This window comes from Pseudomonas sp. 18-147 (assembly GCF_051048045.1).
Classification (GTDB): domain Bacteria; phylum Pseudomonadota; class Gammaproteobacteria; order Pseudomonadales; family Pseudomonadaceae; genus Pseudomonas; species Pseudomonas aeruginosa.
Window position 1 is genome coordinate 824669 of the sequence record NZ_CP182296.1, and the last position, 24193, is coordinate 848861.

Genomic DNA, 24193 nt, shown 5'->3' on the forward strand with positions numbered 1-24193 from the left:
CGGCTGGGATGGATGACCGTTTACCGCGATGAAACGTCGGCGCAGCGGCGGATAACGCCGGTGGCGTCATTCGCCCTACGAACCGGCTCCGAGGCCGCGGTACGCATGACCGCGTGCGGTTAGATGGGCTCCGAGGCCGCGTAGGGCGAATAACCGCTTGCGGTTATCCGCCATGAAACGCCGGCGCAGCGGTGTCGTCACGGTTGCAGGTAGCGGTGCTTCCAGCCTCCTTCGTCGCGGTCGTAGCGCAGGCGCTCGTGCAGCCGCTCGGTGCCGTTGCCCCAGAACTCCACCGACTCCAGGCACAGTTCGAACAGGCAGTAGCCCGGCGGGCGCGGCAGCGGGCCGTCGGTTTCCGCCAGGCGCCGGGCTTCGGCGCGCAGGGCGTGGATGTCGGCGAGGGTTTCGCTCTGCCGCGAGGCGATCGACATCGGGTGGGTCTGGTACGGGCGGCTCAGCCACTGGGCGTCGGCGCGCTCGTCGGGCAGGCGTTCGGCGCGGCCGTTGAGGATGATCTGCTGGCTGCTCTCGCGCCAGTACAGCACCCCCGAGGCCCAGGGGTTCTGCGCCAGTTCGCGGCCCTTCTGGCTATCGGCGTGGGTGGCGAACACCACCCCGCGCTCGCCCAACTCGGCGATCACCACGATCCGCGTCGACGGCCGGCCCTGCCCGTCGACCGTGGCCAGGGCCAGTGCCCGCGGCTCGCGCACGCCATAGCGGCGGGCGCGTTCCAGCCAGTTGCGCAGCACCTCCATGGGGTTCGCCGGCGGCGCCTCGAACTCCGGGAAAGGGGCTTCGATGGTCCCGGTGAGGGACTCGGAAATGTTCGCGTTGACGCCCATCACGGCGTTCCTCCGTTCTGCCCGTTCACAGGTAGGCGCGGCCTTCGGCGAAGGCCGCGCCGTTGCCCGACACTTCCACCGCCGAGACCCGCTCGCCGGCGCCCTCGGCGCGGGCGTACATGCGCGACGGCCGGCCGATCTCGACGCCCTGGAGGATCTCGATCTGCTGCCCGTAGGGAATCTGCCGGTGGCGCGCCAGGTGGATCGCCAGCGGCCCGGCGGCGGAACCGGTGGCGGCGTCCTCGACCACGCCGTAGGCCGGCGAGAACATGCGGCTGCGCCAGTGCCGCCCGGCGCCGGCGAAGCAGTTCACCGCCAGGTCCGGGAAGTCGCACAGCGCGCGGTGGTCGGGGTGCAGCGCGGACAGCGCGGCGACGCTCTCCAGGCCGACGAACACGTGGCGCGGGCCGTTGCGGTAGACCTCGATGGGAAAGGTCGAGCCCTTCAGGCCGAGGGCGGCGAGAAGCTCGGCCGGGCGGCTGAAGTGCTCCCAGGTGGGGATCGGCTGCTGCATGCTGCAGGCCACCACCTTGCCGTCCTGGCGCTCCAGGGCGAAGGGCACGGTGCCCATCCTGGTCTCCAGGAACAGCCTGTCCTTGTCGGTCTCGGCGCCCAGGGCGATGGCGGTGCCCAGCAGCGGGTGGCCGGCGAACGGCAGTTCGTTGACCGGGGTGAAGATGCGGATGCGCGCGTCGCCGTCCTGTTGCGGGCGGAGCACGAAGGTGCTCTCCGACAGGTTCATCTCCCGCGCCATGCGCTGCATGCGCTCGCCGCTGAGGTCGTCGCAGTCGAAGAACACCGCCACCGGGTTGCCTTGCAGCGGTTCGCTGGCGAAGGCGTCTATCACGACATATCTGTGCATGGGTTCTCCTGGCTCAGGGCCGCCGCTCGACCAGCGCGTGGCGCAGCAGGTCGGCGATGATGCGCGGACCCTCGCGGGTCAGCACCGATTCGGGGTGGAATTGCATGGAGGCGAAGCGCGGCCCGCGCAGGGCATGGACCTCGCCGGTCTCGCGGTCGCGGCTGATCTCGATCGGGCCGACCTCGGGAATCTCGATGCGGTCCTGCAGGGCGCGCGCGGCGAAGGTGTTGTAGAAGCCGACGCGCTCGGCGGCGCCGAACAGGTCGATCTGTTTCTGCACGCCCTGGTTGGGCTCCTGCCGGCGTTGCAGGTCCAGGCCCAGGCACAGGCTCAGCACCTGGTGGCTCAGGCACACGGCGAGGAACGGCCGGCGCTCGCTGAGCAGCGAACGGATGGCCAGGTGCAGGTGGCCGATCTTCGGCTGGCCGATCTCGGTGGGGTTGCCCGGGCCGGGGCCCATGATCACCAGGTCGTAGCCGTCGAACGAGTACGGCTCCTGGAAGCCGCGCACGGTCACCGTCAGGCCCAGCGACTTGAGCTGCTTGGCGATCATCGAGGTGAAGGTGTCCTCGGCATCGACGATCAGCACCTCGCGTCCGGACAGGTCGGCCTGCAACTGCTGGCGCTCGCTGGCGCCGCGCAGCCAGAAGTCGGCGATCGGCGCGTTGCGGCTGGCCAGCGCCGCCACCACGTGCGGGTGCGAGCCCAGGCGCTGCGGCGCCTGGCTCTTCAGCGCGGCGATCAGCCCGGAAGCCTTGGCCCGGCTTTCCGCCGCCTCGCCCAGGGGATCGGAGTGACGCACGATGGTCGAGCCGACGCCGATGCGCAGGCGGCCGTCGCCCTCGATCTCGGCGGTGCGGATCAGGATCGCCGAGTCCAGCGTGCGCCCGCCCTGGCCGTCACCGCCGATCAGCGCCGCCACCCCGCTGTAGTAGCCGCGACCCTGCGGCTCGTAGCGGCGGATCACCCGGCAGGCGCTTTCCAGCGGGCTGCCGGTGACGGTCGGGGCGAACAGCGTCTCGCGCAGCACCTCGCGCACGTCGCGGCTGGTCTGGCCCTCGATGAAGTACTCGGTGTGCGCCAGGTGCGCCATCTCCTTGAGGTAGGGACCGAGCACCCGGCCGCCGTCCTCGCAGATCCGCGCCATCATCTTCAGCTCCTCGTCCACCACCATGTACAGCTCGTCGGCTTCCTTGCGGTTGTCGAGGAATTCCATGACCTCGGCCAGGTTCGGCCCGGCCGGCGGGTAGCGGTAGGTGCCGCTGATCGGGTTCATCACCGCCAGGCCGTCGCGCACGCTGATGTGTCGCTCGGGCGAGGCGCCGACCAGGGTGCGTTCGCCGGTGTGGACGATGAAGGTCCAGTAGGCGCCCTTCTCGCGCAGCAGCAACTGGCGGAAGAAGCTCAGCGCGCTGGCCGTGGCGTAGCCGTCGATGCGCGCCTGGAAGCGCCGCTTGATCACGAAGTTGGCGCCTTCGCCGCGACCGATCTCGTCGGCGATGACCCGCCCGACCACTTCGGCGTAGGCCTCGTCGTCGAGGTCGAAACCTTCCTCGCTCAGTTCCAGCGCCTGGTTCGGCAGCAGCGCCAGGGCCTGCTCCAGCGGCAGCAGCTCCTGCTCCAGGACCTTCAGCGCCAGCAGCGGCGTGCCGTCGTCGAGCGCCTCGAAGCCGCGCTCGGCGATCTGCCGGTAGGGAATCAGCGCCAGCAGGTCATGGCGCGGCAGGCCCGGGCCGGGCTCGTCCAGCGGCAGGTCGGCCAGGCCGTGCAGTTCGAGCGCCTCGCCGCGGATCACGTCGAGCAGGCCCGGGCCATTGCTTTCCGGGCGGTAGAGCAAGGCGAACGGCGCCGGCCGTTCGAGCAGGCGCTGCAACAGCGATGTGGGCAGGGCGTTCATTCCAGCACCTCGTCGGTGGTGACCACCATCGCGCAGCGGCTGGCGGCGTATTCCAGGGCCATGCGGTGGTGCGCCTCGCTGAAGTCGGCGATGGCGTCGGCCACCAGGAACGGCTGGATGTCGTTGGAGTAGGCGTCGACCGTGGAGATCAGCACCCCGACGTGGGCGTATACGCCGCACAGCACCAACTGGTCGCGGCCGGCGGCGCGCATCCGCTGGAGCAGGTCGGAGTGGAAGAAGGCGCTGTAGCGCCACTTGGTCAGCAGCCAGTCGTCCGGCCCCGGCGCCAGCTCCTCGACCACCTCGCGGTCGGCCGGACTGGCGCGCATGCCCGGCCCCCAGAAGTCCTTGAGCAGGCCGCGCTGCTCCTCGGTCATGCTGCCCGGCTGGGCGGTGTAGGCGATCTGCACGCCCTGCTCGAGGCACCAGCGGCGCAGCCGCGCGGCGTTGGCCACCAGTCCGGCGCGCAGGCTCTCGGGCAGCGGGCGCAGGAAGTAGCGCTGCATGTCGTGCACCAGCAGCACCGCGCGCCGCGGCTCCAGGCTCCAGCGCGCCAGGTTGGCCGGCAACTGCTGAGCAGTCGGCAAGGGATAGGCGGTGATTTCGGGAATGCCGCTCATGCCACGGTCTCCAGGGGGAAGGTTGCGCTCGGGATCGCTTCTGCGCCGGACCAGGCCATCACCGCGCTGAGCGCCTGCCAGGGGTTCAGCCGCGGATCGCAGAGGCTGGTGTAGTGCCGGCTGACCTGGTGCAGGCCGCTGGAATCGGCGACGCACTCGGTGACGTCGTCCGGGGTGGTTTCCAGGTGCAGCCCGGCGGCCACGCCGCCGGAGCCGGACACCGCCAGGCGGAACGCCGCCACCTCCTCGGCGATGCTGCGCACCAGGCGGGTCTTGTTGCCGCAGGGCGCGACGATGGTGTTGCCGTGCATCGGGTCGCTCAGCCAGATCACCGGGTGCCCGGCCGCGCGCACCGCCTCCACCAGCGGCGGCAGGCGCTCGCCGACCTTCTGCGCGCCCATCCGCGCGATCAGCGTCAGGCGCCCCGGCTCGCGGCGCGGGTCGAGGCGCTCGCAGAGCGCCAGCAACTGGTCGCGGCCGATCTCCGGGCCGACCTTGCAGGCCACCGGGTTGAGCACCTCGGCCAGCAGCGCCACATGGGCGCCGTCGACCTGGCGGGTGCGCTCGCCGATCCACGGCCAGTGGGTCGAACCGAGGTAGACCCGGCGCTGCTCGTCCTCGCGCAGCATCGACAGCTCGTAGTCGAGCAGCAGCATCTCGTGGCTGGTCCAGACCGGCGAGGCATTCGCCTCCTGCCCGGACGCGGCGTCCCAGCCCAGGTGGCGCATGATGTTGCGCGCCGCCGCATAGCCCTTGAGGATCCGCTGCGGATCGGCCCGGCGCTGCTCGGCATGGGCCTCGCGGCCGTTGACCATGTCGCCGCGATAGACCGGCAGGGTCTGCTCGCCGACCTGCTCGTGCGGCTTGGAACGCGGCTTGGCGTACTGCCCGGCGATGCGCCCGACGCGGATCACCGGCCGCCGGCCGGCCAGGCGCAGGGCGCCGGCCAGCAGTTCCAGCACGGCGGCCTTGCGCGCCACGTTCTCGGCATGGTGGTCGTCCATGTCCTCGGCGCAGTCGCCGCACTGCACCACCAGCGCCTCGCCGCGGGCGACCCGCGCCAGGGTCGCGCGCAGGGCCAGGATGTCGCCGGCGCGGATCAGCGCCGGACTGCCGCGCAGGTACGCCTGCACGTCGCGCAGGCGCGACGGATCGCCCCATTCGGGTTGCTGCAGCGCTTCGCAGCGCCGTACGCGTTGCAATAGATCGTCCATGGTGGGTCCCCCTTCGGCAGGAGATATCGTTTCGATCAAGTGGGAATGCCTTCGCGTTTTATTTCCGGGACCGGAATGCTCAAGGCGCGCAATTGCTGGAAGACGTTCATGAATTCGCGGTTGCGCTTGATCTTGCCGTCTTCAAGTTCGAAGGAATGCAGGAAGTGGTTTTCGTAATAACCTTCGGGATATCCGGGGAAAAGAATCTTGCCGTGACCGTCGCATTCGACCCAGAAATGATTGGGGTCGTCGGTTCCGAATATATTTATGTTGTACCACTCCCAATCGGGAAAGCACTTCAATGACCAGACGGCATGTTCCGCAAGTTTGTCTTTGCCACGAATGACGATGGGCGAGCCGGTATCGGTGGTCCATAAACCGCCACAGCCGTCCTCGACGAAAAGTTCATGGCGGCGCAGGCGATCCTGGCCTTTGGTATTCATGTACTTCTCGACGGTGGCGCGATTCTTTTCGCGAAGTTCGTTGGCATCGGTGAAACCGATTGGATTTGTCGTATCAGGCATCGTCAATGCTCCTTGGCGGTAGATGTCATTCAAGTGGGAATACCGTCACGTTTTATTTGCGGAACGGCTATTCCCAATGCACGCAGTTTCTGTATCGGGTTCATGAACTCGCGATTACGTTTTATCCGGCCGTTCTCGAGTTCGAAGGAATGGATGTAGTGGTTCTCGCAATAGCCCTGCGGATACCCCGGGACCAGCGCCTTGCCGCGCCCGTCGCACTCGACCCAGAAGTGGTTCGGATCCTCGGTCTCGAAGATCCGCACGTTGTGCCACTCCCAGTCGGGGAAGCAGCGCTCGAGCCACTCGGCGAGCCGCCTGAGGCTCTCATGGCCCCGGAAAACCAGGGGTTCGCCGCTTTCCGTGGTCCAGTTGCCGGCGCAGCCGTCCTCGACGAACAGGCTGTGCCGCTGTAACCGTTCGGCCCCCTTCATTGCCATGTAGCGCTCCACCGTGGCGCGATTCAGGCGCCGCAGACGCTCGATGTCGAGGGGTGTTTCCCTGTACCGCTGACCGTTCATGCGCCGCCTCCGAGAGGGCTCTCCAGGTATGCCGGAGAAACTTTTCCCTCGCGGCATCGGTTATTCGCTGGCGCGCAGGAGTTCGTCGCTCGGTAAGGGAGCGATATTCGCTGGGCGCATTGTTTATACGTAGGGTGAAATTTCGCGTTACATATGTTCGCCTGTCGTTTCCAATTTTCGAAAGGCAATAGGAGTTTCATCCCGGGTTTCTTTTGGAAACCTGTCGGTGATGGATTCGCAATGCTTTCGTTAAGGTGCGACAGACGAGGTCGCGAAGACTTTCAGCGTCATTCCGTGAAGTGTTTCAAATAGCCAGCATCCCTGGTCGCTGATGTGGATTGCATAAAACACAGAACGCTCGTACCGGCTCAACTACAAGATCTGGTAGGTGCCAGACAGGGTATGCGGGATTGCTAAGCTGATGCTTCCTGCAATGCCGGAGGTTGTAGCCAAGTTGTAATTTTATTCTTTCGGTACGCAGGAAAAGGCTCTGGAACAGGCAGTTGGAAAGTTCCAGGGTTGTTTCCGCAACGAGATCCAGGGAGCGCTGATCCGGGGGATGAGCGCATTTTTTCTCAAAGTTCCGAATGAACCGGGGTGTTCTGCGGTATTTCTCGCCGAGCGGGCAAGAAGTGCGAAATAGAGCGCTTGGGTACTTCTCGGGTTACGGAAATGTGTAACGAGAGAGAATAAAAGATGAATAATTCGAATCTTGCTGCTGCGCGTAATTTGATACAAGTTGTTACCGGGGAATGGAAGTCCCGTTGCGTCTACGTCGCTACGCGCCTCGGGCTGGCCGATCTGATCGAGAGCGGGATCGACAGCGACGAGACGCTGGCCGCCGCGGTCGGTTCCGATGCCGAGCGCATCCATCGACTGATGCGCCTGCTGGTGGCCTTCGAGATCTTCCAGGGCGATACCCGCGACGGCTACGCCAATACCCCCACCAGCCACCTGCTGAGGGATGTCGAGGGCTCCTTCCGCGACATGGTGCTGTTCTACGGCGAGGAGTTCCACGCCGCCTGGACGCCCGCCTGCGAGGCGCTGCTCAGCGGTACCCCAGGCTTCGAGCTGGCGTTCGGCGAAGACTTCTACAGCTACCTGAAGCGCTGCCCGGATGCCGGCCGGCGCTTCCTGCTGGCGATGAAGGCGAGCAACCTGGCCTTCCACGAGATCCCCAGGCTCCTGGATTTCCGCGGGCGTAGCTTCGTCGACGTCGGTGGCGGTTCCGGCGAATTGACCAAGGCCATCCTGCAGGCCGAGCCCAGCGCCTGGGGCGTGATGCTCGACCGCGAGGGTTCCCTCGGCGTGGCCCGCGACAACCTCTCCAGCCTGTTGGCAGGGGAGCGCGTCAGCCTGGTGGGCGGCGACATGCTGCAAGAGGTGCCGTCCAACGGCGATATCTACCTGCTGTCGCGGATCATCGGCGATCTGGACGAAGCCGCCAGCCTGAGGTTGCTCGGCAATTGCCGCGAGGCGATGGCCGGCGACGGCCGGGTGGTGGTGATCGAGCGGACCATCTCGGCCAGCGAGCCGTCGCCGATGTCGGTGCTCTGGGACGTGCACCTGTTCATGGCCTGCGCTGGCCGTCACCGCACCACCGAGGAGGTGGTCGACCTGCTCGGGCGCGGCGGCTTCGCGGTGGAGCGGATCGTCGACCTGCCGATGGAAACCCGCATGATCGTCGCTGCCAGGGCCTGAATCGGAACTTTCAACGGTTGGCCCCGGCGGTTTCGCCGGCGGCCAGTTGGCCGGCGCCCGGCGCCAGGTCGCCGCTGCCCCAGCCGAGCGCCTTGTAGAGCGCGATGACGTTGACGAACGAGGCGGTCTCCGCCTGCGCCAGTTCCTCGCGGATCTGGTACAGCGCGCGCTGGTTCTCCAGCACCGCCAGGTAGCTGCCGGCGCCGGCGCGGTAGCGTTCGTTGGCGATCTCCAGGGCGTTCGCGCCATGGGTCGCGGACTGGAACAGGGCGACCAGCCGACGCTGGTGTTCGGCCAGTTGGTTGAGCGCGTTGCCGACGTCCTCCTGGGCCAGCAGCAGGGAGCGCTGGTAGCGCGCCAGCGCGGCGTCGGACTGCGCCTCGACGGCGCGCAGGCGGGCCCGCACGTTGCCCAGGCGGAACGCCGGCCAACTGACGCTGGGCGCCAGTTCGAAGGCGCGCGAGGCGCTGCCGAGGTCGCCGCTGCGCAGGGCGAAGAAACCGATGAAGCCGCCCAGGTCGAGGCGCGGATAGAGTTCGGCGGTGGCCGCGCCGACGTCTTCGGTGCTCGCTGCCAGTTGCCGCTCGGCGCTGACTACGTCGGGGCGCTGGAGGATCAGGCGGTCGACGTCGCCCAGCGGCAGGTTCTTCGCCAATGGCGCGGCGGCGCCGCCGTCGAGGATCGGCGCGCCGCTGCCGGGTGCCTCGCCGCGCAGCACGTCGAGGCGATAGCGGGCGCTCTCCAGCGCGGTCGTCAGTGGCGGAATCGCCGCTTCGCTGCGCAGCAGGTTGGCCTGGGCGTTCTCCACGTCCTCCGGCAGGCCGCTGCCCAGTTGCAGGCTGCTGCGGGTCAGCTCCAGGGTGTCGCGCCAACTGCGCACCTGGGCGCGCGCCACGTCCAGCCGGCGCTGGTAGCCCTGGATCTCGAAGTAGGCGCGGGCGGTGTCGGCGGCGATGCTCAGGCGTACCAGCCGGAGGTCGGCGTCGGCCGCTTCGGCGCGGGCCAGGGCGGCGTCGGAAAGTCGGCCGAGGCGGCCGAACAGGTCGATTTCCCACTGCGCGTCGAAGCCGGCGCGGTAGCTCTCCGCCAGGCGCCGGCGCGGCTCGCCGTCGTAGTCCAGCTGTTGTTCGATGCTGCGGCTGTAGCCGGCCTGGCTGGTGACCTGCGGCAACTGGTCGAGCCAGCGGTCGTCGAACAGCGCGCGGGCGCTGCGCAGGTTGGCGCGGGCCTCGCGGATGTCGTGGTTGCGCGCCAGCGCCTGGTCGACCAGGCGCACCAGTTGCGGATCGTCGAAGAAACTCCACCAGGGCGCTTCCCGCCGCTCGCCGGAGAACTCGCCGAGGTGCTCGCTGGCGACGCGTGGCGGCGGCGACTGCGGACGCTGGTAGTCGGGGCCGACGCTGCAGGCGGCCAGGCCGGTGCCGACCGCCAGGGCCAGCGCCAGGCGCGAAAGGTTCGGGTAGGAGCGCTTCATGCCTTGTTCACCAGCAGATCGGCCTCGGCCAGTTGCCGGCTGCGCGGGCTCTTGTCGACTTCCGCGTGGTTGCGCGCCAGCAGGGTATAGACGGTGGGCAGCACGAACAGGGTGAAGAGGGTGCCGACCAGCATCCCGGAGACGATCACCACGCCCAGGCCGAAGCGGCTGGCGGCGCCGGCGCCGCTGGCGAAGAGCAGCGGCACCAGGCCGAAGACCATTGCCGCGGTGGTCATCAGCACCGGCCGCAGGCGGATCTGCGCGGCGCGCAGGATCGCCGCGCGGCGGTCGAGGCGCTCGTGGAGTTGCAGTTCGTTGGCGAACTCGACCATGAGGATGCCGTGCTTGCTGATCAGGCCGATCAGGGTGACCAGGCCGATCTGCGTATAGATGTTCATCGTCGCGTAGCCCAGCGCCAGCGGCAGCAGCGCGCCGCAGATCGACAGCGGCACGGTGATCAGGATGATCAGCGGGTCGGCCAGGCTCTCGTACTGCGCGGCGAGCACCAGGTAGATCACCACCAGGGCGGCGAGGAAGGCGAACACCAGGGTGTTGCCTTCCTGGGTGTATTGCCGCGAGTCGGATTGCCAGTCGTGGCTGAAGCCGGCCGGCAGGCCGCGCGCCACGTCGTCGAGGAAGGCCACCGCCTGGCCCATGGAGACGCCGGGCGCGGGGATCGCCTGGAGGGTCGCGGCGTTCTGCTGGTCGAACTGGATCAGCTTGTTCGGTTCGACCTGAAGCGCCACCCGGACCACCGTCGACAGCGGCACCAGGTTGCCGTCCTGGGTGCGCACGAACTGTCGTGCCAGCGCTTGCGGAGTGAAACGCTGGTCGCGCAGGCTCTGTGGGATCACGTCGTAGGAGCGGCCCTCCATGCCGAAGCGGTTGACGTAATTCTCGCCCACCAGCACCGCCAGCGACTCGCCGATGTCCTGCATGCGGATGCCCAGGCTGTTGGCCTTGGCGCGGTCGATGCGGACCTGGACCACCGGGTTGTTGTAGTCGAGGTCGCTGTCGACCACCACGAACAGCCCGCTCTGCCGGGCCTTCTGCTTGATCTCTTCCATGGTCCGGTAGAGCACCGGATAGTCCTGCGGGCTGCGCAGCACCATCTGCACCGGCAGGCCGCCGGTGGAGCCGGGCAGGGCGGCCAACTGGAAGGCGAAGATGCTGCTGCCCTCGACGTCGCCGACCTTGCCTTGCAGCTCGGACTGGATCGCCGAGGCGTCGCGCTCGCGTTTTTCCCAGGCCGCCAGGTTGATCCCGCCGAAGCTCGCCGCCGGTCCGTCGGTGCCGTTGATGATCCAGGTGCTCACGGTTTCCGGGATGCTGGTGTAGACCTGGTCGAGCTTGCGCGCGAACAGTTCGACATAGTCGAGGTTGGCGTGCTGCGGCGCCTTGATCGCGGTGAGCACCGCGGCCTGGTCCTCGGTCGGCGCCAGTTCGCGCTTGGGCATTGAATACAGCAGCGGCAGGCTGATGCACACCAGCAATGCCAGGCCGCCGGTCAGCCAGCGGTGGCCCAGGGAGAACTCCAGGACCTGCCCGTAGCGCCGCGTCAGGCCGCCGAAGAACCACTCGGCGGCGCGGCCCATGCGCCCCTCGTTCTGGTGTGCCTGGAGCAGCAGCGAACTCATCACCGGCGACAGGGTCAGCGCCACCACCCCGGACACGATCACCGCGCCCGCCAGGGTCAGGGCGAACTCGCGGAACAGCGCGCCGGTGAGGCCGCCCATCAGGCCGATGGGGGTGTACACGGCGGCCAGGGTGATGGTCATGGCGATCACCGGGCCGGCCACTTCGCGGGCGCCGATCAGTGCCGCCGCCACCGGCGACTTGCCTTCCTCGATGTGGCGGTGGACGTTCTCCACCACCACGATGGCGTCGTCCACCACCAGCCCGATGGCCAGCACCATCGCCAGCAGGGTCAGCAGGTTGACGCTGAAGCCGAAGGCCAGCATCAGCGCGGCGGCGCCGAGCATCGACAGGGGAATGGTCGCCACCGGGATCAGCACGCTGCGCAGCGAGCCGAGGCAGAGGTAGATCACCAGCACCACGATCAGCAGCGCTTCCACCAGGGTCCGCACCACCTCGTCGATGGAGGCCTGGATGAAGCGCGAAGTCTCGTAGGCGAGGTCGACGCGGACATCCGGCGGCAGGGTCTTCTGGATCTCCGGCAGCAGCTTGCGGATGCCGTCGACGATCACCAGCGGGTTGCCGGTGGGCGTCGGGAACAACCCCAGGTGCACCGCCGGGTCGCCGTCCATCAGTGCGCTGGTCTCGGTGGCCGCGGCGCCCAGTTCGACGGTACCGACGTCGCGCAGGCGCACCAGGCCGTTGCCATCGTTGCGGATGACCATCTCGCGGAAGTCGTCGACGTTGGTCAGGTCGGTGTTGACCCGCACGTTGGACAGCACGTACTGCCCCTTCACCATCCCCGGCGCCGCCTGGTAGTTGTTGCGGCGGATCGCCTCGGCCACGTCGGAGGCGGTCAGGCCGCGCCCGGCGAGGCGGTCGGCGTCGAGCCAGAGGCGCATGGCCAGGCGCTGGCCGCCAAAGGTCTGGACCTTGGCCACGCCGTCGATGGAAGAGAACATCGGCTCGACCACCCGCGACAGGTAGTCGGTCAACGCCGGGATCGGCAGGGTCTTGCTGGAAAAGCCGACGTAGGCTACCGCGGTGGTCTCGCCGGAAGAGCGTTCGATCACCGAGTCGTAGGCACGCTCGGGCAGCTTGTAGCGCACCGAGTTGACCTTGGCCATGGTCTCGGTCATCGCCTGGGTCGAATCGCGGTTGAGCAGCATGCGGATGGTCACCACGCTACGCCCCTGCACCGAGGTCGAGGAAAGGTAGTCGATGCCCTCCACCGACGACACCGCCTGGGCGATCGGCTGGGTGACGAAGCCTTGCATGAGATCGGCGGAGGCGCCGGGGTACTCGGTGGTGACGGTGATGGTCGAGCTTTCCAGCAGCGGGTACTGGCGGATCGGCAGCTTGCCCAGGGAGAACAGGCCGAGCAGCAGGATCAGCGTGCTGACCACCAGCGCCAGCACCGGCCGGCGGACGAACAGGTCGGTAAAGGTCATCGCGGGGTTCCTTCAGCGGCCTGCGACCGGCACGGGGGGCGCGGCACTGCTCAGGGTGTCTTCCTTGACCGGTTCCACGGCCATCCCGTCGCTCAGGTTGATCTGTCCGGAAGTCACTACCCGGTCGCCCTCGGCGAGGCCCTGGAGGATTTCCACGCGACCGTCCCAGCGCTCGCCGATCCGCACCGAGACGCGCTTGGCGCTGAGCGGCCGGTCGCCGTCCTGGTGGGCGACGAACACGGTGTCGCCGTAGGCGGTGTAGGTGACCGCGGTTTCCGGCACGCTCAGCGACGGCGCGTCGGCTTTGCGCGAGACCCGGATGCTGGCGAACATGCCGGCGGCGAGCAGGCCTTCGGGGTTGTCCAGCAAGGCCTGGACCTGCACCGTGCGCGACTTGCCGATCAGCGGGTCGATGGCGCTGATGCGCGCCGGGAAGCTGCGCCCCGGATAGGCGTCGACCAGGACCTCGAGGGGCTGGCCGAGCTTCAGCTCGGGGCTGGTGCTTTCGTCCAGGGAGAAATTGCTTTTCAGGGTCCGCGCATCCACCAGGCTGGCCACCGGCTCGGCGACGCCGAGGTACTGGCCGAGGTGCACGCGGCGGATGCCGAGCTGGCCGGAGAAGGGCGCGCGGATCGCCTTCTGGTCGATCAGCGCCTGGGTCTGGCGCACCGCGCCGAGCGCCATGTCGCGGGCGGCGACGGCGTTGTCCAGCTGTTCCTGCGAGGCGACGTTGCGCTCTACCAGCTTGCGCGCACGGGCATGGAGGATCTCGGCATTGCGCAACTGCGCCTTGAGACGGATCAGCTCGGCCTGTTCCACCGCGTCGTTGAGTTGCACCAGCAACTGCCCTTGCTGCACCTGCTGGCCCGATTCGAAGGCGATGCGGGTGATCCGTCCTGCCGCTTCGGCGGCCACCTGGACCTGGCGACCGGCCTCCAGCTCGCCGACGCCATCGAAGACGCGCGGCACCACCCGCCGCTCCACCGAGGCGAGGGCGACCTTCACCGGCGGGTAGCCGGCGAAACCGCCGGCGTCTTTCTTCGCCGAGCCGGTGGCGTAGACGGCGATGCCGATAACCGCCGCGCAGATGAGCGCGGCACTGGCGATCAGGACGGGTTTCTGCATGATCGCCTCAGGCCTTCTGGTAGGTGGCGGCCACGGAGACGTCCTGGCGCAGCCGCTGACGTTGCGCGCTGGCGATGGCCGTGGCGATCAGGCCGCCGATCACCGCGATGTGTTCGAGGGCGAAGAACATCGCCAGCTTGGCTTCGACGCCGGTCTTGCTCCAGAAGGTGTGGACGATGAGGATGGTCAGCAGCAGGAACACCGCCAGCGCCCCGGCGCCGAGCCATAGCTTGCGGTCCAGCAGGACCAGCGCGGAGCCGGCCAGCAGGGTCACGGCGGTGGCGATGTTGAACAGCCAGGCCGGCTCCAGGCCGGCGGCGCGCATTTCCTCCAGGCTGGCCTGATAGTCGAACAGCTTCGCCAGTCCCGAGGCGACGAACATCAGGGCCAGGCAGATCCGGGCGGTCAGCCAGAGCCAGTTGCTTTCGAGCGAGTTATCGATGAAGCGCTGCATGGGTCGTTCCTTGTGCTGGTCGCCATCCGGCGCCGCGAAGCGGCCGTGGGGGCGGTTCGTGGTCCTGGGGAAACGGGGCGGTATGACCGCAGCGGGGACTATAAAACCTCAAGTTAAGTTGAGGTCAAGGGCGTCTGTGATTAGCGCTATAGGCCTTGCTGGGCGTGGGTTTAAGGTGGATTCGTTGGTGTCGCGGGACGGTGGGATGAGGGGCTGACGATTGGTCGCGGGGACTATTGGGGGAGGGGCTGGGTGTAGCTTGCGGGCAACCCGTCGCGACGGTTCCCCCTGGAGCGAGACGCCTTCGCGGCATCACTGTCGCTCGACCCGCTGCGCGACGATTCGACCTCCTGCCGGGGCGAGTTAGCTCCCCCATCGTCTGGAGGGCAAGCATGACAAACCTCTACGTGGCGGATCCTGGTTCCGTAGGGCGAATAACCGCTTGCGGTTATCCGCCGGTTCTCCGGGACAGCGGCGGATAACGCCCCTGGCGTTATTCGCCCTACAGGACTTGCCGTATGTGGGCGGAAGCTCCATGCCTGTGGGCCTTGGAGCCAGGGCGGGCTTCGGGTCTGGCTCCGTGGTGCGGATGACCGCTTAGCGCCGATCCGCCGGCCCAGCGGCATATCGGCGGATGGCCGAGCGCAAGGTCACGGCACCGCCACGAAGCGCAGATCGCTCGGCGACCCCACCTCGACGCTTTGCAGCGTCTTGCCCACCTGGCCGCTCTGCGGATCGCGGGCGAACACCCGCAACTGGTCGCTGTTCTGGTTGGCCACGAGGACGAAGCGCCCGCCGGGCGAGAAGGCGAATTCGCGCGGCTCGGTGCCTTCCACCGAGCGCCGTTCGACGAAACGCAACTGGCCGCTGGCCGGGTCGACGGCGAAGGTCACCAGTTGGTTGTCGTCGCCGCGATTGAGCACGCCGAGGAAGCGGCCGTCGGCGGACAGGTGCAGGGCGCCGGCGCCGACTTTGCCCTGGAAGCCGGCAGGCGCCAGGTCGTGGGTCTGCAACTGGCGCAGGCGGCCATTGCCCTCATGGGCGAACACCATCACCTGGCCGCTCAGTTCCAGGGTCAGGTAGGCGAAACGCCCGTCGGCGCTGAAGATCAGATGGCGCGGGCCGCTGCCGGGCGGGGTCGGGACGAATGCCGGATCGGCCGCCTGCAGCGGACGTTCGGCCTGTTCCGGGGCGTAGCGGTAGACGAATACCTTGTCGGCGCCGAGGTCGGGGGCGAACAGGTACTGGCCGTCGGGCGAGGACACCACCGAGTGCACATGACCGGAAACCTGGCGCGGATGCACCTTGCTGGCCTGGTGCGACTCCACCTGCACCACCGGCGCCAGCGAGCCGTCCGCGCGCACCGGCAGTACCGCCACCGAGCCTTCCGGCTGTACCGAGTAGTTGGCGACGAACAGGTAGCGGCCGTCGTGGCTGAGGCTGCTGTAGGTCGGATGATCGGCGAGGGTCTGGACCTGGCTGATCTGTTGCAGGCGGCCGCTGATCGGATCGAAACGGTAGGACGTGGCGCGACCGACGGTATCGCCCTTGCCGCCCCGTCCGTTCTCGTTGACCACGAACAGAGTGCGTTGGTCCGGGGCGAAGGTCAGGTACGAGGGGTTGCTGGTATGGGCCACGCGCAGCGGGCCTTTCACCGAGCCGTCGGCGCCGTCGAAGCGGTAGACCTGGATGCCTTCGCTGGAGCCTTCGGTATAGGTCCCCACCAGCAGGTTGTAGAGGCTGGCGGCCTGGGCCTGGGGCGCCACGCCGGTGAGCGGCGCGAGGGCCAGCAGGCAGAGGGTGGGCAGTCTTCTCATGGGCAACTCCTTGGCTCGCTATTGTTCTGATGGCTCGGGGTTGGACCGGAGCCAGGCCGTTGGGTTCGCCCCTGGCCGCTCAGTCGCCGGCCTGGCCCAGCACGCCGCGCCAGCGTTCGAAGGCGGCGGTCGCGTAGCCTTCGCGCCAGACCAGCCAGGTGTCTACTTCGGCAAGGGGCAGGCTGCGCAGCGGCGGCGTGCCGAGCAGTTGCAGCACCGAGCGCGGCAGCACGCCGACACAGGCGCCGGCGGCGACGCAGGCGAGGATCGCATGGTAGGAGCCGACTTCCTGCACCGTCAGCGGCGTGCCCAGGCTGTCCTCGGCCAGTTGCCGGTAGGTGCAGCCACGGGCGAAGCCGGCCAGGGTGCGCAGGCGCACCTCGGCGACGTCGTGGACCGGCGGGTGTTCGGCCGGCAGGATCATCAGCAGTTCCTCGCGGAACAGCGGCTCGCCGCGCAGGCCGCTGCCATCGAGTTCGCCGGCCCAGCCCGGGCCGGCGGCCACCAGCGCGCAGTCCAGGCGCCGCGCCCGCACCCCATCGAACAACGCGCGACTGGTGCCGGTGGAGACTTCCAGGGCGACCCGCGGACAGGCCTTGTGATAGCTCGCCAGCAGCGCCGGCAGGCGGCTGGCCGCGGTGCTTTCCATGCTGCCCAGGCGCAGGCGCCCGCCGGGCTCGGCGGGATGCATCGACTGACGCGCCTCGTCGGCGAGAGCCAGCAACTGCTCGGCGTAGGCGAGGAATTCGCTGCCGCGTTCGGTCAGGCTCATGCGCTTGCCGTCGCGCAGGAACAGTTCGACGCCCAGGTCCTCCTCGAGCTGGCGGATCCGCGTGGTGACGTTCGACTGCGCTCGCTGCAACTGCTGAGCGGCGCGGGTGACGCTGGCCTCGTGGGCGACCGCGCGGAAGATTTCGAGGGAGGAAAGGTCCATCGATATATCTCTTTATGAGAATGAATTGTTAAAAATATTCTTTTATGAAGATATATTGGTCAAGCGTCGGCCGACGCGGTGTCGTCCGACCGGGAGAGGGAATCGCCATGACTGACCGCTTCACGCGCCTGCTCGGCATCCAGCAGCCGATCATCCAGGCACCCATGCTCGGCGTCTCCACGCCGGCGCTGGCCGCCGCCGTATCCAACGCCGGCGGGCTCGGTTCGATCGCCATCACCGGTAGCGCCGCCGAGAAGGGCCGGGCGCTGATCCGCGAGGTGCGCGGGCTGACCGACAAGCCGTTCAACGTCAACCTGTTCTGCCACCGCCCGGGGCAGGCCGACCCGGCCCGCGAGCGCGCCTGGCTGGACTACCTGAAGCCGCTGTTCGCCGAGTTCGGCGCCGAGCCGCCGGCGCGCCTGAACAACATCTACCTGAGTTTCCTCGAAGACCCGACCCTGCTGCCGATGCTGCTGGAAGAGCGGCCGGCGGCGGTCAGCTTCCATTTCGGCGCGCCGCCCCGCGACCAGGTTCGCGCGTTGCAGGCGGCGGGCATCCGCGTACTGGTCTGTGCCACCACGCCGGAGGAAGCAGCCCTGGTGGAGGCCGCCGGCGCCGATGCGGTGGTCGCCCAGGGCATCGAGGCCGGTGGCCATCGCGGGGTGTTCGAGCCGGAGCGCGGCGACGCCGCCATCGGCACCCTGGCGCTGGTCCGCCTGCTGGCGGCGCGCGGTTCGCTACCGGTGGTGGCTGCCGGCGGGATCATGGACGGACGGGGCATCCGCGCCGCCCTGGAGCTGGGCGCGAGCGCCGTGCAGATGGGCACCGCCTTCGTCCTCTGTCCGGAGTCCTCGGCCAACGCCGCCTACCGCGAGGCGCTGAAGGGGCCGCGCGCGGCGCGCACCGCGCTGACCGTGACCATGTCCGGGCGCAGCGCCCGCGGCCTGCCCAACCGGATGTTCTTCGATGCCGCCGCGCCTGGAGTGCCGCCCTTGCCGGACTATCCGTTCGTCTACGACGCGACCAAAGCGTTGCAGACCGCCGCTCTGGCTCGCGGCAACCATGATTTCGCCGCCCAGTGGGCCGGCCAGGGCGCGGCGCTGGCGCGGGAGCTGCCGGCCGCCGAACTGCTGCGCACGCTGGTCGAGGAACTGCGCGGCTGAGGGAGGCCGTTCGCTGCGCGCGACGATGACTGTCTCTGTTCAGTTACCCCTGTGTTGTGCTTTTCTGCCTCCAGCACTGGAACGACAGGTGGAACATGGGACAGGACAAGTTGAAGGTCGCCGTTCTCTTCGGCGGCAGCAGTGAGGAACGGGACGTCTCCATCGCCAGCGGCGCGCAGGTGATCCAGGCGTTGCGCAGCGCCGGCCACCAGGTGCTGGCGGTGGATACCGCCAGCGGCCTGCTCGGCGCGGAGGAAGAGCGCCGCCTGCTGGCGAGCAAGGTCAAGGAGGTCCCGCCGGACTCCGACTCGCTGGCGATCATCCGCAGCGGCAAGCAGAGCCTGCTGAGCGCCGGCGAACTGGCTGGGGTCGACGTGTTCTTCCTCGCCCTGCACGGCGGCACCGGCGAGGACGGCACCCTGCAGGCGTTGCTGGATGCCGGTGGTTTCGCCTATACCGGCAGCGGCCACCTGGCCAGCGCCATGGCGATGGACAAGGACGTGGCCAAGCGCCTGTTCCTCGCCGCCGGGGTGGAGACCGCCAGTTGGCTGATGGCGCCGGCCTCGGAAGAGGCGGTGCGCGAGCAACTGGGCTTCCCCCTGGTGGTCAAGCCGAACAGCCAGGGCTCCACCGTGGGGCTGTCCATCGTGCATTCCCAGGCCGAATTGCAGCCGGCCATCGAGCTGGCCGGGCGCTATGGCGACGAGGTGATGCTGGAGCGCTTCGTCGCCGGCCGCGAGGTCACCGTCGGGGTGCTCGACGACCAGGCGCTGCCGGTGGGCGAGATTCTCCTCGGCGGCCAGGAGGTCTTCGACTACGAGCACAAGTACCAGGCCGGCGCGGTGCGCGAGGTGTTTCCCGCCGACCTGCCGCCGGCGATCGCCGCCGAGGCCCAGCGTCTGGCGCTGAAGGTACACCGGGCGCTGAAGCTGAGCGGCTACAGCCGCACCGACTTCCGCCTCGACGAACAGGGCCGGCTCTGGTGCCTGGAGGTCAATACCCTGCCGGGCATGACCGCCACCAGCCTGCTGCCGCAGGCCGCGGCGGCGGCCGGGATCGGTTTCGCCGAACTCTGCGAGCGGATCTGCCGGCTCGGAATCGAGCGCTGCAAGGGCGCGCGCAAGGCGCGTTCCTGATTCCCGCGGCCCGCCACCGGGGCGGGCCGCGCCTTTCGCTCAGGCCTCGAGGTTCTCGACCCGCTCGAGGGTGTCGTAGAGGCTGTAGCGCTCCTGTTCGTCGCGTCGCACCCGGCCCATGGCGACGCACGGATCATGGGTGAAGACCAGTCGGCCGTTGCGGGCGATGAGGCTGTCCAGCAGGCGTTCCTTTTCCTCGATCAGGCCTTCCGGGAAGCGGTCGTAGCCCATGGTCAGCGGTAGGTGTACCCAGGGTGCGCCGGGGATCAGGTCGCCGCTGAATACCACCGGGCCGTCGGGCATGGCGATCTCCGGGAGCATCTGGCCCGGGGTATGGCCTTCGCTGAAATGGAAACGCCAGCCCTCGCCCAGATGCGCCGAGCGCTCGCCGTCGTCGAGCAGCTCCAGGCGTCCGCTGGCCTGCAGCAGGTCGAGCAGTTCCGGCACGAACGAGGCTCGGTCGCGCGGGTGCGGCTGGCGCGCGCGCTGCCAGTGGCGGCGGCCGCTGACGAAATGCGCGTTGGGGAACAGCAGGCGCGCCGGCTGGCCTTCTTCCCAGGCGGCGAGCAGGCCGCCGGCGTGGTCGAAGTGCAGGTGGGTGAGCAGCACCACGTCGATGTCGGCGTCGTCCAGGCCGACCGCGGCGAGGCTGTCGAGCAGTACGTGGCGCTCTTCCTGGACGCCGTAGCGCTGGCGCAGGGCGGGCGGGAAGAACGCGCCGATGCCGGTCTCCACCAGTACGTTGCGCTCGCCGTCGCGCACCAGCAGGGCACGGCAGCCGAGGTCGATGCGGTTCTCCGCATCGGGCTGCATCCAGCGTGACCAGAGCGCGCGCGGGGCATTGCCGAACATGGCGCCGCCGTCGAGTTTCTGGCTGTTGCCGAGGAGGGTGGTGAGGGTTCGCATGGATATGTCCTTGTTCCTGGTCTAGCGAATAACCGGCGGTTGCGTCGTTTTTCAAGAATGCCTGGCCGGCTTCCCGGGCGTCGTAGGGCGAATAACCGCTTCGCGGTTATCCGCCGTTATCGCGGGCTGTCGGCGGACAGCGCGTTGCATGCTGTCCCGGAAAAAACACGTGGCCCACGGGCCGCGCGACAATGCTCGACGGAAGCTTCAGAACTGTTCCGCCTCCAGGCCGTACAGGCTTTCGCTGCCGGCTTCGACGGCGGCGGCGAGGGAGTGCACGCGGGGCAGGATGCGGGCGAAGTAGAAGCGCGCGGTGGCCAGCTTGCCGTCGTGGAACGACGGGTCGACCTCGCGCTGGCGCAACGCGGCGGCGGCCATGCGCGCCCAGAGGTAGGCGTAGGCGGTATAGCCGAACAGATGCAGGTATTCCACCGAGGCTGCGCCGATCTCGCGCGGGTCGTTGCCGGCGCGGGCGACGATGCCCTGGGTGAGGTTGTCCAGCAGGTCCAGGGCGGTCAGCAGCGGGGTGACGAACTCCGCCAGTTCGGCGTTGGCGCCGGCGGCGAAGGCTCGCACCTCGCGGCTGAAGATGGAGAGGAACAGCCCGCCGTTGGCGACCACCTTGCGGCCCATCAGGTCGAGCGCCTGGATGCCGTTGGTGCCTTCGTAGATCTGCGCGATGCGTACGTCGCGCACCAGTTGCTCCTGACCCCATTCGCGGATGTAGCCGTGGCCGCCGAACACCTGCTGGCCGAGCACGCAGCTCTCCAGGCCGGTATCGGTGAAGAAGGCCTTGGCCACCGGGGTCAACAGGGCCACCAGGGCTTCGGCCTGGCTGCGTTCTTCCTGGTCCTCGGCGTACTTGGCCAGGTCGAGCTGCTGCCCGACATAGGTGGAAAAGGCGCGGCCGCCCTCGGTCAGCGCCTTCATGGTGAGCAGCATGCGGCGCACGTCGGGGTGCACGATGATCGGGTCGGCGGCCTTGTCCCTGGCCACCGGGCCGGTCGGCGCGCGGCTTTGCAGGCGCTCGCGGGCGTAGGCGACGGCGCTCTGGTAGGACATCTCGGCGCAGCCGATGCCCTGGATGCCGATGGACAGGCGCTCGTAGTTCATCATGGTGAACATCGCCGCCAGGCCCTTGTTGACTTCGCCGACCAGCCAGCCACTGGCGCCGTCGAAGTTCATCACGCAGGTGGCCGAGGCCTTGATCCCCATCTTGTGCTCGATGGAGCCGCAGTGCACCGCGTTGCGTGCGCCGAGCGCGCCGTCGTCGCCGACCAGGAACTTCGACACCAGGAACAGCGAGATGCCGCGCGAACCGGCCGGCGCGTCGGGCAGCTTGGCCAGCACCAGGTGGATGATGTTCTCGGTGAGGTCCTGCTCGCCGCCGGTGATGAAGATCTTCGTCCCGCTGATCCTGTATGAACCGTCGGCCTGCGGCTCGGCCTTGGTGCGGATGATGCCCAGGTCGGTGCCGGCGTGCGGTTCGGTCAGGCACATGGAGCCGGCCCAGGTGCCGGCGTACATGTTCGGCAGGTACCTGTTCTTCAGCTCCTCGCTGCCGTGCGCATCGAGGGCCAGGCAGGCGCCGGCGGAAAGGGTCGAGTAGAGGCTGAAGCTGGCGTTGGCCGCGTACATCATCTCCTCGAACTGCACTGCCAGCATCTTCGGCATGCCCATGCCGCCATGGGCCGGATTGCCGGTGAGGCCGACCCAGCCGCCCTCGGCGTAGGTCGCGTAGGCCTCGCGGAAGCCGGCCGGGGTGCGCACGGCGCCGTCCTGCCACTGCGCGCCTTCTTCGTCGCCACTGCGGTTGAGCGGCGCGAGCAGGCCGCCGGTGACCTTGGCCGCTTCCTCGAGGATGGCGTCGGCGGTGTCGGCGTCGATCCGCTCGGCCAGTCGCGGCAGGCGCTGCCACAGGGCGGGGGCGTCGAACACGTCGTTGAGCAGGAAGCGCATGTCGCGCAGCGGGGCGTTGTATTCAGGCATTGCACACCTCGTCGGTGAACGGCCGGCGGGACGGCCGCAGGTACAGGGTTGCCCGTGCGCATCCTGCCTACGGCCGCCGTGGCACGGCCGCTGCACGGGCAATTCGGCTGGCGGCGCTCAGAGGGCGGCGGCCCACTCGCGCAGCACGTATTTCTGGATCTTGCCGGTGGAGGTCTTCGGCAGTTCCGAGAACACCACGGTACGCGGAATCTTGAACGCGGCCAGGTGTTCGCGACAGAACGCGACGATCTCGCTCTCGGCGAGCCCCTGATGATCGCTCTTCAGGGTAATGAACGCACAGGGCGTTTCCCCCCACTTTTCGTCGGGCCGCGCCACCACCGCCGCCTCCAGCACCGCCGGGTGGCGGTAGAGCACGCCCTCCAGTTCGATGGTGGAGATGTTTTCGCCGCCGGAGATGATGATGTCCTTGAGCCGGTCGCGGATCTCGATGTAGCCGTCCGGATGGCAGACCGCCAGGTCGCCGGTATGGAACCAGCCGCCGGCGAAGGCTTCCTCGGTGGCGCTGGGATTCTTCAGGTAGCCCTTCATCACGGTATTGCCGCGCATGAATATCTCGCCGATGGACTGGCCGTCGCGCGGCACCGGCTCGAGGGTCTTCGGGTCGGCCACCATCACCCCTTCGAGGGTCGGGTAGCGCACGCCCTGGCGCGACTTGATCGCGGCGCGTCGCTCCAGCGGCAGGTCGTCCCACTCGCCGTGCCAGGCGCAGACCGTGACCGGGCCGTAGACCTCGGTGAGGCCGTAGACATGGGTGACGCGGATGCCCATCTCTTCCACCGCGCCGATCACCTTGGCCGGTGGCGCGGCGCCGGCGACCATGGCATGCACCGGGTGGTCGATGGCGGCCTTGGCCGAGTCGGGCATGTTGATCAGGGCGTTGAGCACGATGGGCGCGCCGCACAGGTGGCTGACCTGGTGCTCGCGGATCAGGGTGAGGACCTTTTGCGGATCGACCCGCCGCAGGCAGACGTGGACGCCGGCCAGCGCGGTCACCGTCCACGGATAGCACCAGCCGTTGCAGTGGAACATCGGCAGGGTCCAGAGGTACACCGGGTGCTGGCCCATGGACCAGGTCATCTGGTTGCCCAGCGCGTTCAGGTAGGCGCCGCGGTGATGGTAGACCACGCCCTTGGGGTTGCCGGTGGTGCCCGAGGTGTAGTTCAGCGAGATCGCCTGCCACTCGTCCCGGGGCCATTCCCAGGCGAACTGCGGGTCGCCCTCGGCGAGCAGCGCCTCGTAGTCCAGTTCGCCAACCGGGCGGCCTTCGCCATACTCGGGGTCGTTGACGTCGACCACCAGCGGCGGGTGGTCGAGCATACCGATGGCGGCATGGATCACCTCGTGGAATTCGTAGTCGGTGATCAGCACCTTGGCTTCGCCGTGTTGCAGCATGAAGGCGATGGCTTCGGCGTCGAGGCGTACGTTGAGGGTGTTCAGCACCGCGCCGATCATCGGCACGCCATAGTGCGCCTCGAGCATCTCGGGGATGTTCGGCAGCATCACCGCCACCGTGTCGCCCTGGCCGATGCCGCGCCCGGCCAGGGCCGAGGCCAGGCGTCGGCAGCGTTGGTAGGTCTGCGCCCAGTCGCGGCGGATGTTGCCGTGGATCACCGCGGGGTAGTGCGGATAGACGCTGGCGGTGCGCTCGATGAAGCTCAGCGGCGTCAGGGCGATGTGGTTGACGGCGGCGGGCGCGAGACCCTGTTCGAAGATCGACATGAAGAGTACCCCGTGGCTGATTGTTAGCTCTGTTCTGGGTAAGGGTCACGATCTGCCGCGCGCGGAGAGACTGCGTCGAAAACGGCTGGTTTCTCTGGCTCGGCAGATCGTGAACAGCTTCCAAGGACCAGGCGAAGCGCTCCTTGGGTTGGGGCGATTTATAGCAACGATGAAAAATATATGGAAGTTAA

The 24193-nt window shown here is 68.2% G+C and carries 19 protein-coding genes; 3 read left to right on the forward strand and 16 right to left on the reverse strand.

Annotated elements, in window-relative coordinates:
- Positions 1-197: 197 nt before the first annotated feature.
- From phzG to phzA, 7 genes are read right to left on the reverse strand one after another with little or no spacing between them, the layout of a single operon-like run.
- Positions 198-842 (reverse strand): phenazine biosynthesis FMN-dependent oxidase PhzG, encoded by a 645-nt coding sequence (gene phzG / locus ACM0M4_RS03895; RefSeq protein WP_003112073.1) that lies wholly within the window; start codon positions 840-842, stop codon positions 198-200.
- Between the two features lie 25 nt (positions 843-867).
- Positions 868-1704, reverse strand: coding sequence for a phenazine biosynthesis protein PhzF (phzF, locus tag ACM0M4_RS03900; RefSeq protein WP_003093628.1), 837 nt, complete (start codon positions 1702-1704; stop codon positions 868-870).
- A gap of 13 nt (positions 1705-1717) precedes the next feature.
- On the reverse strand, positions 1718-3601 hold the full coding sequence (gene phzE / locus ACM0M4_RS03905) for a phenazine biosynthesis protein PhzE (protein ID WP_003118954.1): 1884 nt from the start codon (positions 3599-3601) through the stop codon (positions 1718-1720).
- Positions 3598-4221 (reverse strand): phenazine biosynthesis protein PhzD, encoded by a 624-nt coding sequence (gene phzD / locus ACM0M4_RS03910; RefSeq protein ID WP_031670797.1) that lies wholly within the window; start codon positions 4219-4221, stop codon positions 3598-3600. Before phzD ends, phzE begins: the two co-directional genes overlap by 4 nt.
- Positions 4218-5435, reverse strand: coding sequence for a phenazine biosynthesis protein PhzC (gene phzC / locus ACM0M4_RS03915; protein ID WP_003093621.1), 1218 nt, complete (start codon positions 5433-5435; stop codon positions 4218-4220). Before phzC ends, phzD begins: the two co-directional genes overlap by 4 nt.
- A gap of 35 nt (positions 5436-5470) precedes the next feature.
- Entirely contained in the window at positions 5471-5959 is a 489-nt protein-coding gene (gene phzB / locus ACM0M4_RS03920; RefSeq protein ID WP_003123955.1) for a phenazine biosynthesis protein PhzB, read from the reverse strand.
- 29 nt (positions 5960-5988) lie between these two features.
- On the reverse strand, positions 5989-6477 hold the full coding sequence (gene phzA / locus ACM0M4_RS03925) for a phenazine biosynthesis protein PhzA (RefSeq protein ID WP_003114729.1): 489 nt from the start codon (positions 6475-6477) through the stop codon (positions 5989-5991).
- A gap of 696 nt (positions 6478-7173) precedes the next feature.
- On the opposite strand from phzA, the gene phzM reads away from it, so the two are divergent.
- Positions 7174-8178: a phenazine-1-carboxylate N-methyltransferase PhzM gene (gene phzM / locus ACM0M4_RS03930; RefSeq protein ID WP_034081757.1), complete on the forward strand. Its 1005-nt coding sequence runs from the start codon at positions 7174-7176 to the stop codon at positions 8176-8178.
- A gap of 10 nt (positions 8179-8188) precedes the next feature.
- Here phzM and opmD read toward each other — a convergent pair whose 3' ends face one another.
- The 6 genes from opmD to nmoR form a co-directional block, all read right to left on the reverse strand.
- Entirely contained in the window at positions 8189-9652 is a 1464-nt protein-coding gene (gene opmD / locus ACM0M4_RS03935) for a multidrug efflux transporter outer membrane subunit OpmD (protein WP_003104727.1), read from the reverse strand.
- Positions 9649-12738 carry a multidrug efflux RND transporter permease MexI gene (mexI, locus tag ACM0M4_RS03940; protein ID WP_003114727.1) on the reverse strand — a complete coding sequence of 1030 codons (3090 nt, stop codon included), beginning with the start codon at positions 12736-12738 and terminating at the stop codon, positions 9649-9651. The genes opmD and mexI overlap by 4 nt, the downstream gene beginning before the upstream one ends.
- Positions 12739-12750: 12 nt before the next feature.
- Positions 12751-13863 (reverse strand): multidrug efflux RND transporter periplasmic adaptor MexH, encoded by a 1113-nt coding sequence (gene mexH, locus ACM0M4_RS03945; RefSeq protein ID WP_003104731.1) that lies wholly within the window; start codon positions 13861-13863, stop codon positions 12751-12753.
- Positions 13864-13870: 7 nt separating this feature from the next.
- Positions 13871-14317 (reverse strand): multidrug efflux RND transporter inhibitory subunit MexG, encoded by a 447-nt coding sequence (gene mexG, locus ACM0M4_RS03950; RefSeq protein WP_003093607.1) that lies wholly within the window; start codon positions 14315-14317, stop codon positions 13871-13873.
- Between the two features lie 650 nt (positions 14318-14967).
- The gene (gene ppgL, locus ACM0M4_RS03955; RefSeq protein WP_003114725.1) at positions 14968-16134 is read right to left on the reverse strand and encodes a gluconolactonase PpgL; all 1167 of its coding nucleotides are present in this window, start codon (positions 16132-16134) and stop codon (positions 14968-14970) included.
- A 79-nt stretch (positions 16135-16213) separates the two neighbouring features.
- A complete protein-coding gene (gene nmoR / locus ACM0M4_RS03960; RefSeq protein ID WP_003104733.1) occupies positions 16214-17068 on the reverse strand; it encodes a LysR family transcriptional regulator NmoR in 855 nt (284 codons plus the stop codon).
- Between the two features lie 107 nt (positions 17069-17175).
- Here nmoR and nmoA point away from each other — a divergent pair, with 107 nt between their 5' ends.
- The gene (gene nmoA, locus ACM0M4_RS03965; protein ID WP_003104734.1) at positions 17176-18231 is read left to right on the forward strand and encodes a nitronate monooxygenase; all 1056 of its coding nucleotides are present in this window, start codon (positions 17176-17178) and stop codon (positions 18229-18231) included.
- A 95-nt stretch (positions 18232-18326) separates the two neighbouring features.
- Complete coding sequence (locus ACM0M4_RS03970) at positions 18327-19367, forward strand: D-alanine--D-alanine ligase (RefSeq protein WP_003093601.1); 1041 nt, start codon at positions 18327-18329, stop codon at positions 19365-19367.
- A gap of 39 nt (positions 19368-19406) precedes the next feature.
- On the opposite strand, the gene ACM0M4_RS03975 is transcribed toward ACM0M4_RS03970, so the two are convergent.
- The 3 genes from ACM0M4_RS03975 to ACM0M4_RS03985 form a co-directional block, all read right to left on the reverse strand.
- Positions 19407-20273, reverse strand: coding sequence for an MBL fold metallo-hydrolase (locus tag ACM0M4_RS03975; protein WP_003093600.1), 867 nt, complete (start codon positions 20271-20273; stop codon positions 19407-19409).
- Between the two features lie 207 nt (positions 20274-20480).
- On the reverse strand, positions 20481-22262 hold the full coding sequence (locus ACM0M4_RS03980) for an acyl-CoA dehydrogenase C-terminal domain-containing protein (protein ID WP_115288958.1): 1782 nt from the start codon (positions 22260-22262) through the stop codon (positions 20481-20483).
- A 117-nt stretch (positions 22263-22379) separates the two neighbouring features.
- Positions 22380-24002, reverse strand: a complete 1623-nt coding sequence (locus ACM0M4_RS03985; RefSeq protein ID WP_003093598.1) for an acyl-CoA synthetase — start codon at positions 24000-24002, stop codon at positions 22380-22382.
- Positions 24003-24193: the final 191 nt, after the last annotated feature.

Excerpts from the sequence above, each read along its gene's own strand:
- mexG (WP_003093607.1), bottom strand. The coding sequence starts at position 14,317 with ATGCAGCGCTTCATCGATAACTCGCTCGAAAGCAACTGGCTCTGGCTG.
- ACM0M4_RS03980 (WP_115288958.1), bottom strand. The coding sequence starts at position 22,262 with ATGCCTGAATACAACGCCCCGCTGCGCGACATGCGCTTCCTGCTCAAC.
- nmoR (WP_003104733.1), bottom strand. The coding sequence starts at position 17,068 with ATGGACCTTTCCTCCCTCGAAATCTTCCGCGCGGTCGCCCACGAGGCC.
- opmD (WP_003104727.1), bottom strand. The coding sequence starts at position 9,652 with ATGAAGCGCTCCTACCCGAACCTTTCGCGCCTGGCGCTGGCCCTGGCG.
- phzF (WP_003093628.1), bottom strand. The coding sequence starts at position 1,704 with ATGCACAGATATGTCGTGATAGACGCCTTCGCCAGCGAACCGCTGCAA.
- nmoA (WP_003104734.1), top strand. The coding sequence starts at position 17,176 with ATGACTGACCGCTTCACGCGCCTGCTCGGCATCCAGCAGCCGATCATC.
- phzG (WP_003112073.1), bottom strand. The coding sequence starts at position 842 with ATGGGCGTCAACGCGAACATTTCCGAGTCCCTCACCGGGACCATCGAA.
- mexI (WP_003114727.1), bottom strand. The coding sequence starts at position 12,738 with ATGACCTTTACCGACCTGTTCGTCCGCCGGCCGGTGCTGGCGCTGGTG.
- phzE (WP_003118954.1), bottom strand. The coding sequence starts at position 3,601 with ATGAACGCCCTGCCCACATCGCTGTTGCAGCGCCTGCTCGAACGGCCG.
- phzC (WP_003093621.1), bottom strand. The coding sequence starts at position 5,435 with ATGGACGATCTATTGCAACGCGTACGGCGCTGCGAAGCGCTGCAGCAA.
- phzB (WP_003123955.1), bottom strand. The coding sequence starts at position 5,959 with ATGCCTGATACGACAAATCCAATCGGTTTCACCGATGCCAACGAACTT.
- phzD (WP_031670797.1), bottom strand. The coding sequence starts at position 4,221 with ATGAGCGGCATTCCCGAAATCACCGCCTATCCCTTGCCGACTGCTCAG.
- ACM0M4_RS03970 (WP_003093601.1), top strand. The coding sequence starts at position 18,327 with ATGGGACAGGACAAGTTGAAGGTCGCCGTTCTCTTCGGCGGCAGCAGT.
- ppgL (WP_003114725.1), bottom strand. The coding sequence starts at position 16,134 with ATGAGAAGACTGCCCACCCTCTGCCTGCTGGCCCTCGCGCCGCTCACC.
- ACM0M4_RS03985 (WP_003093598.1), bottom strand. The coding sequence starts at position 24,002 with ATGTCGATCTTCGAACAGGGTCTCGCGCCCGCCGCCGTCAACCACATC.
- phzA (WP_003114729.1), bottom strand. The coding sequence starts at position 6,477 with ATGAACGGTCAGCGGTACAGGGAAACACCCCTCGACATCGAGCGTCTG.
- phzM (WP_034081757.1), top strand. The coding sequence starts at position 7,174 with ATGAATAATTCGAATCTTGCTGCTGCGCGTAATTTGATACAAGTTGTT.
- mexH (WP_003104731.1), bottom strand. The coding sequence starts at position 13,863 with ATGCAGAAACCCGTCCTGATCGCCAGTGCCGCGCTCATCTGCGCGGCG.
- ACM0M4_RS03975 (WP_003093600.1), bottom strand. The coding sequence starts at position 20,273 with ATGCGAACCCTCACCACCCTCCTCGGCAACAGCCAGAAACTCGACGGC.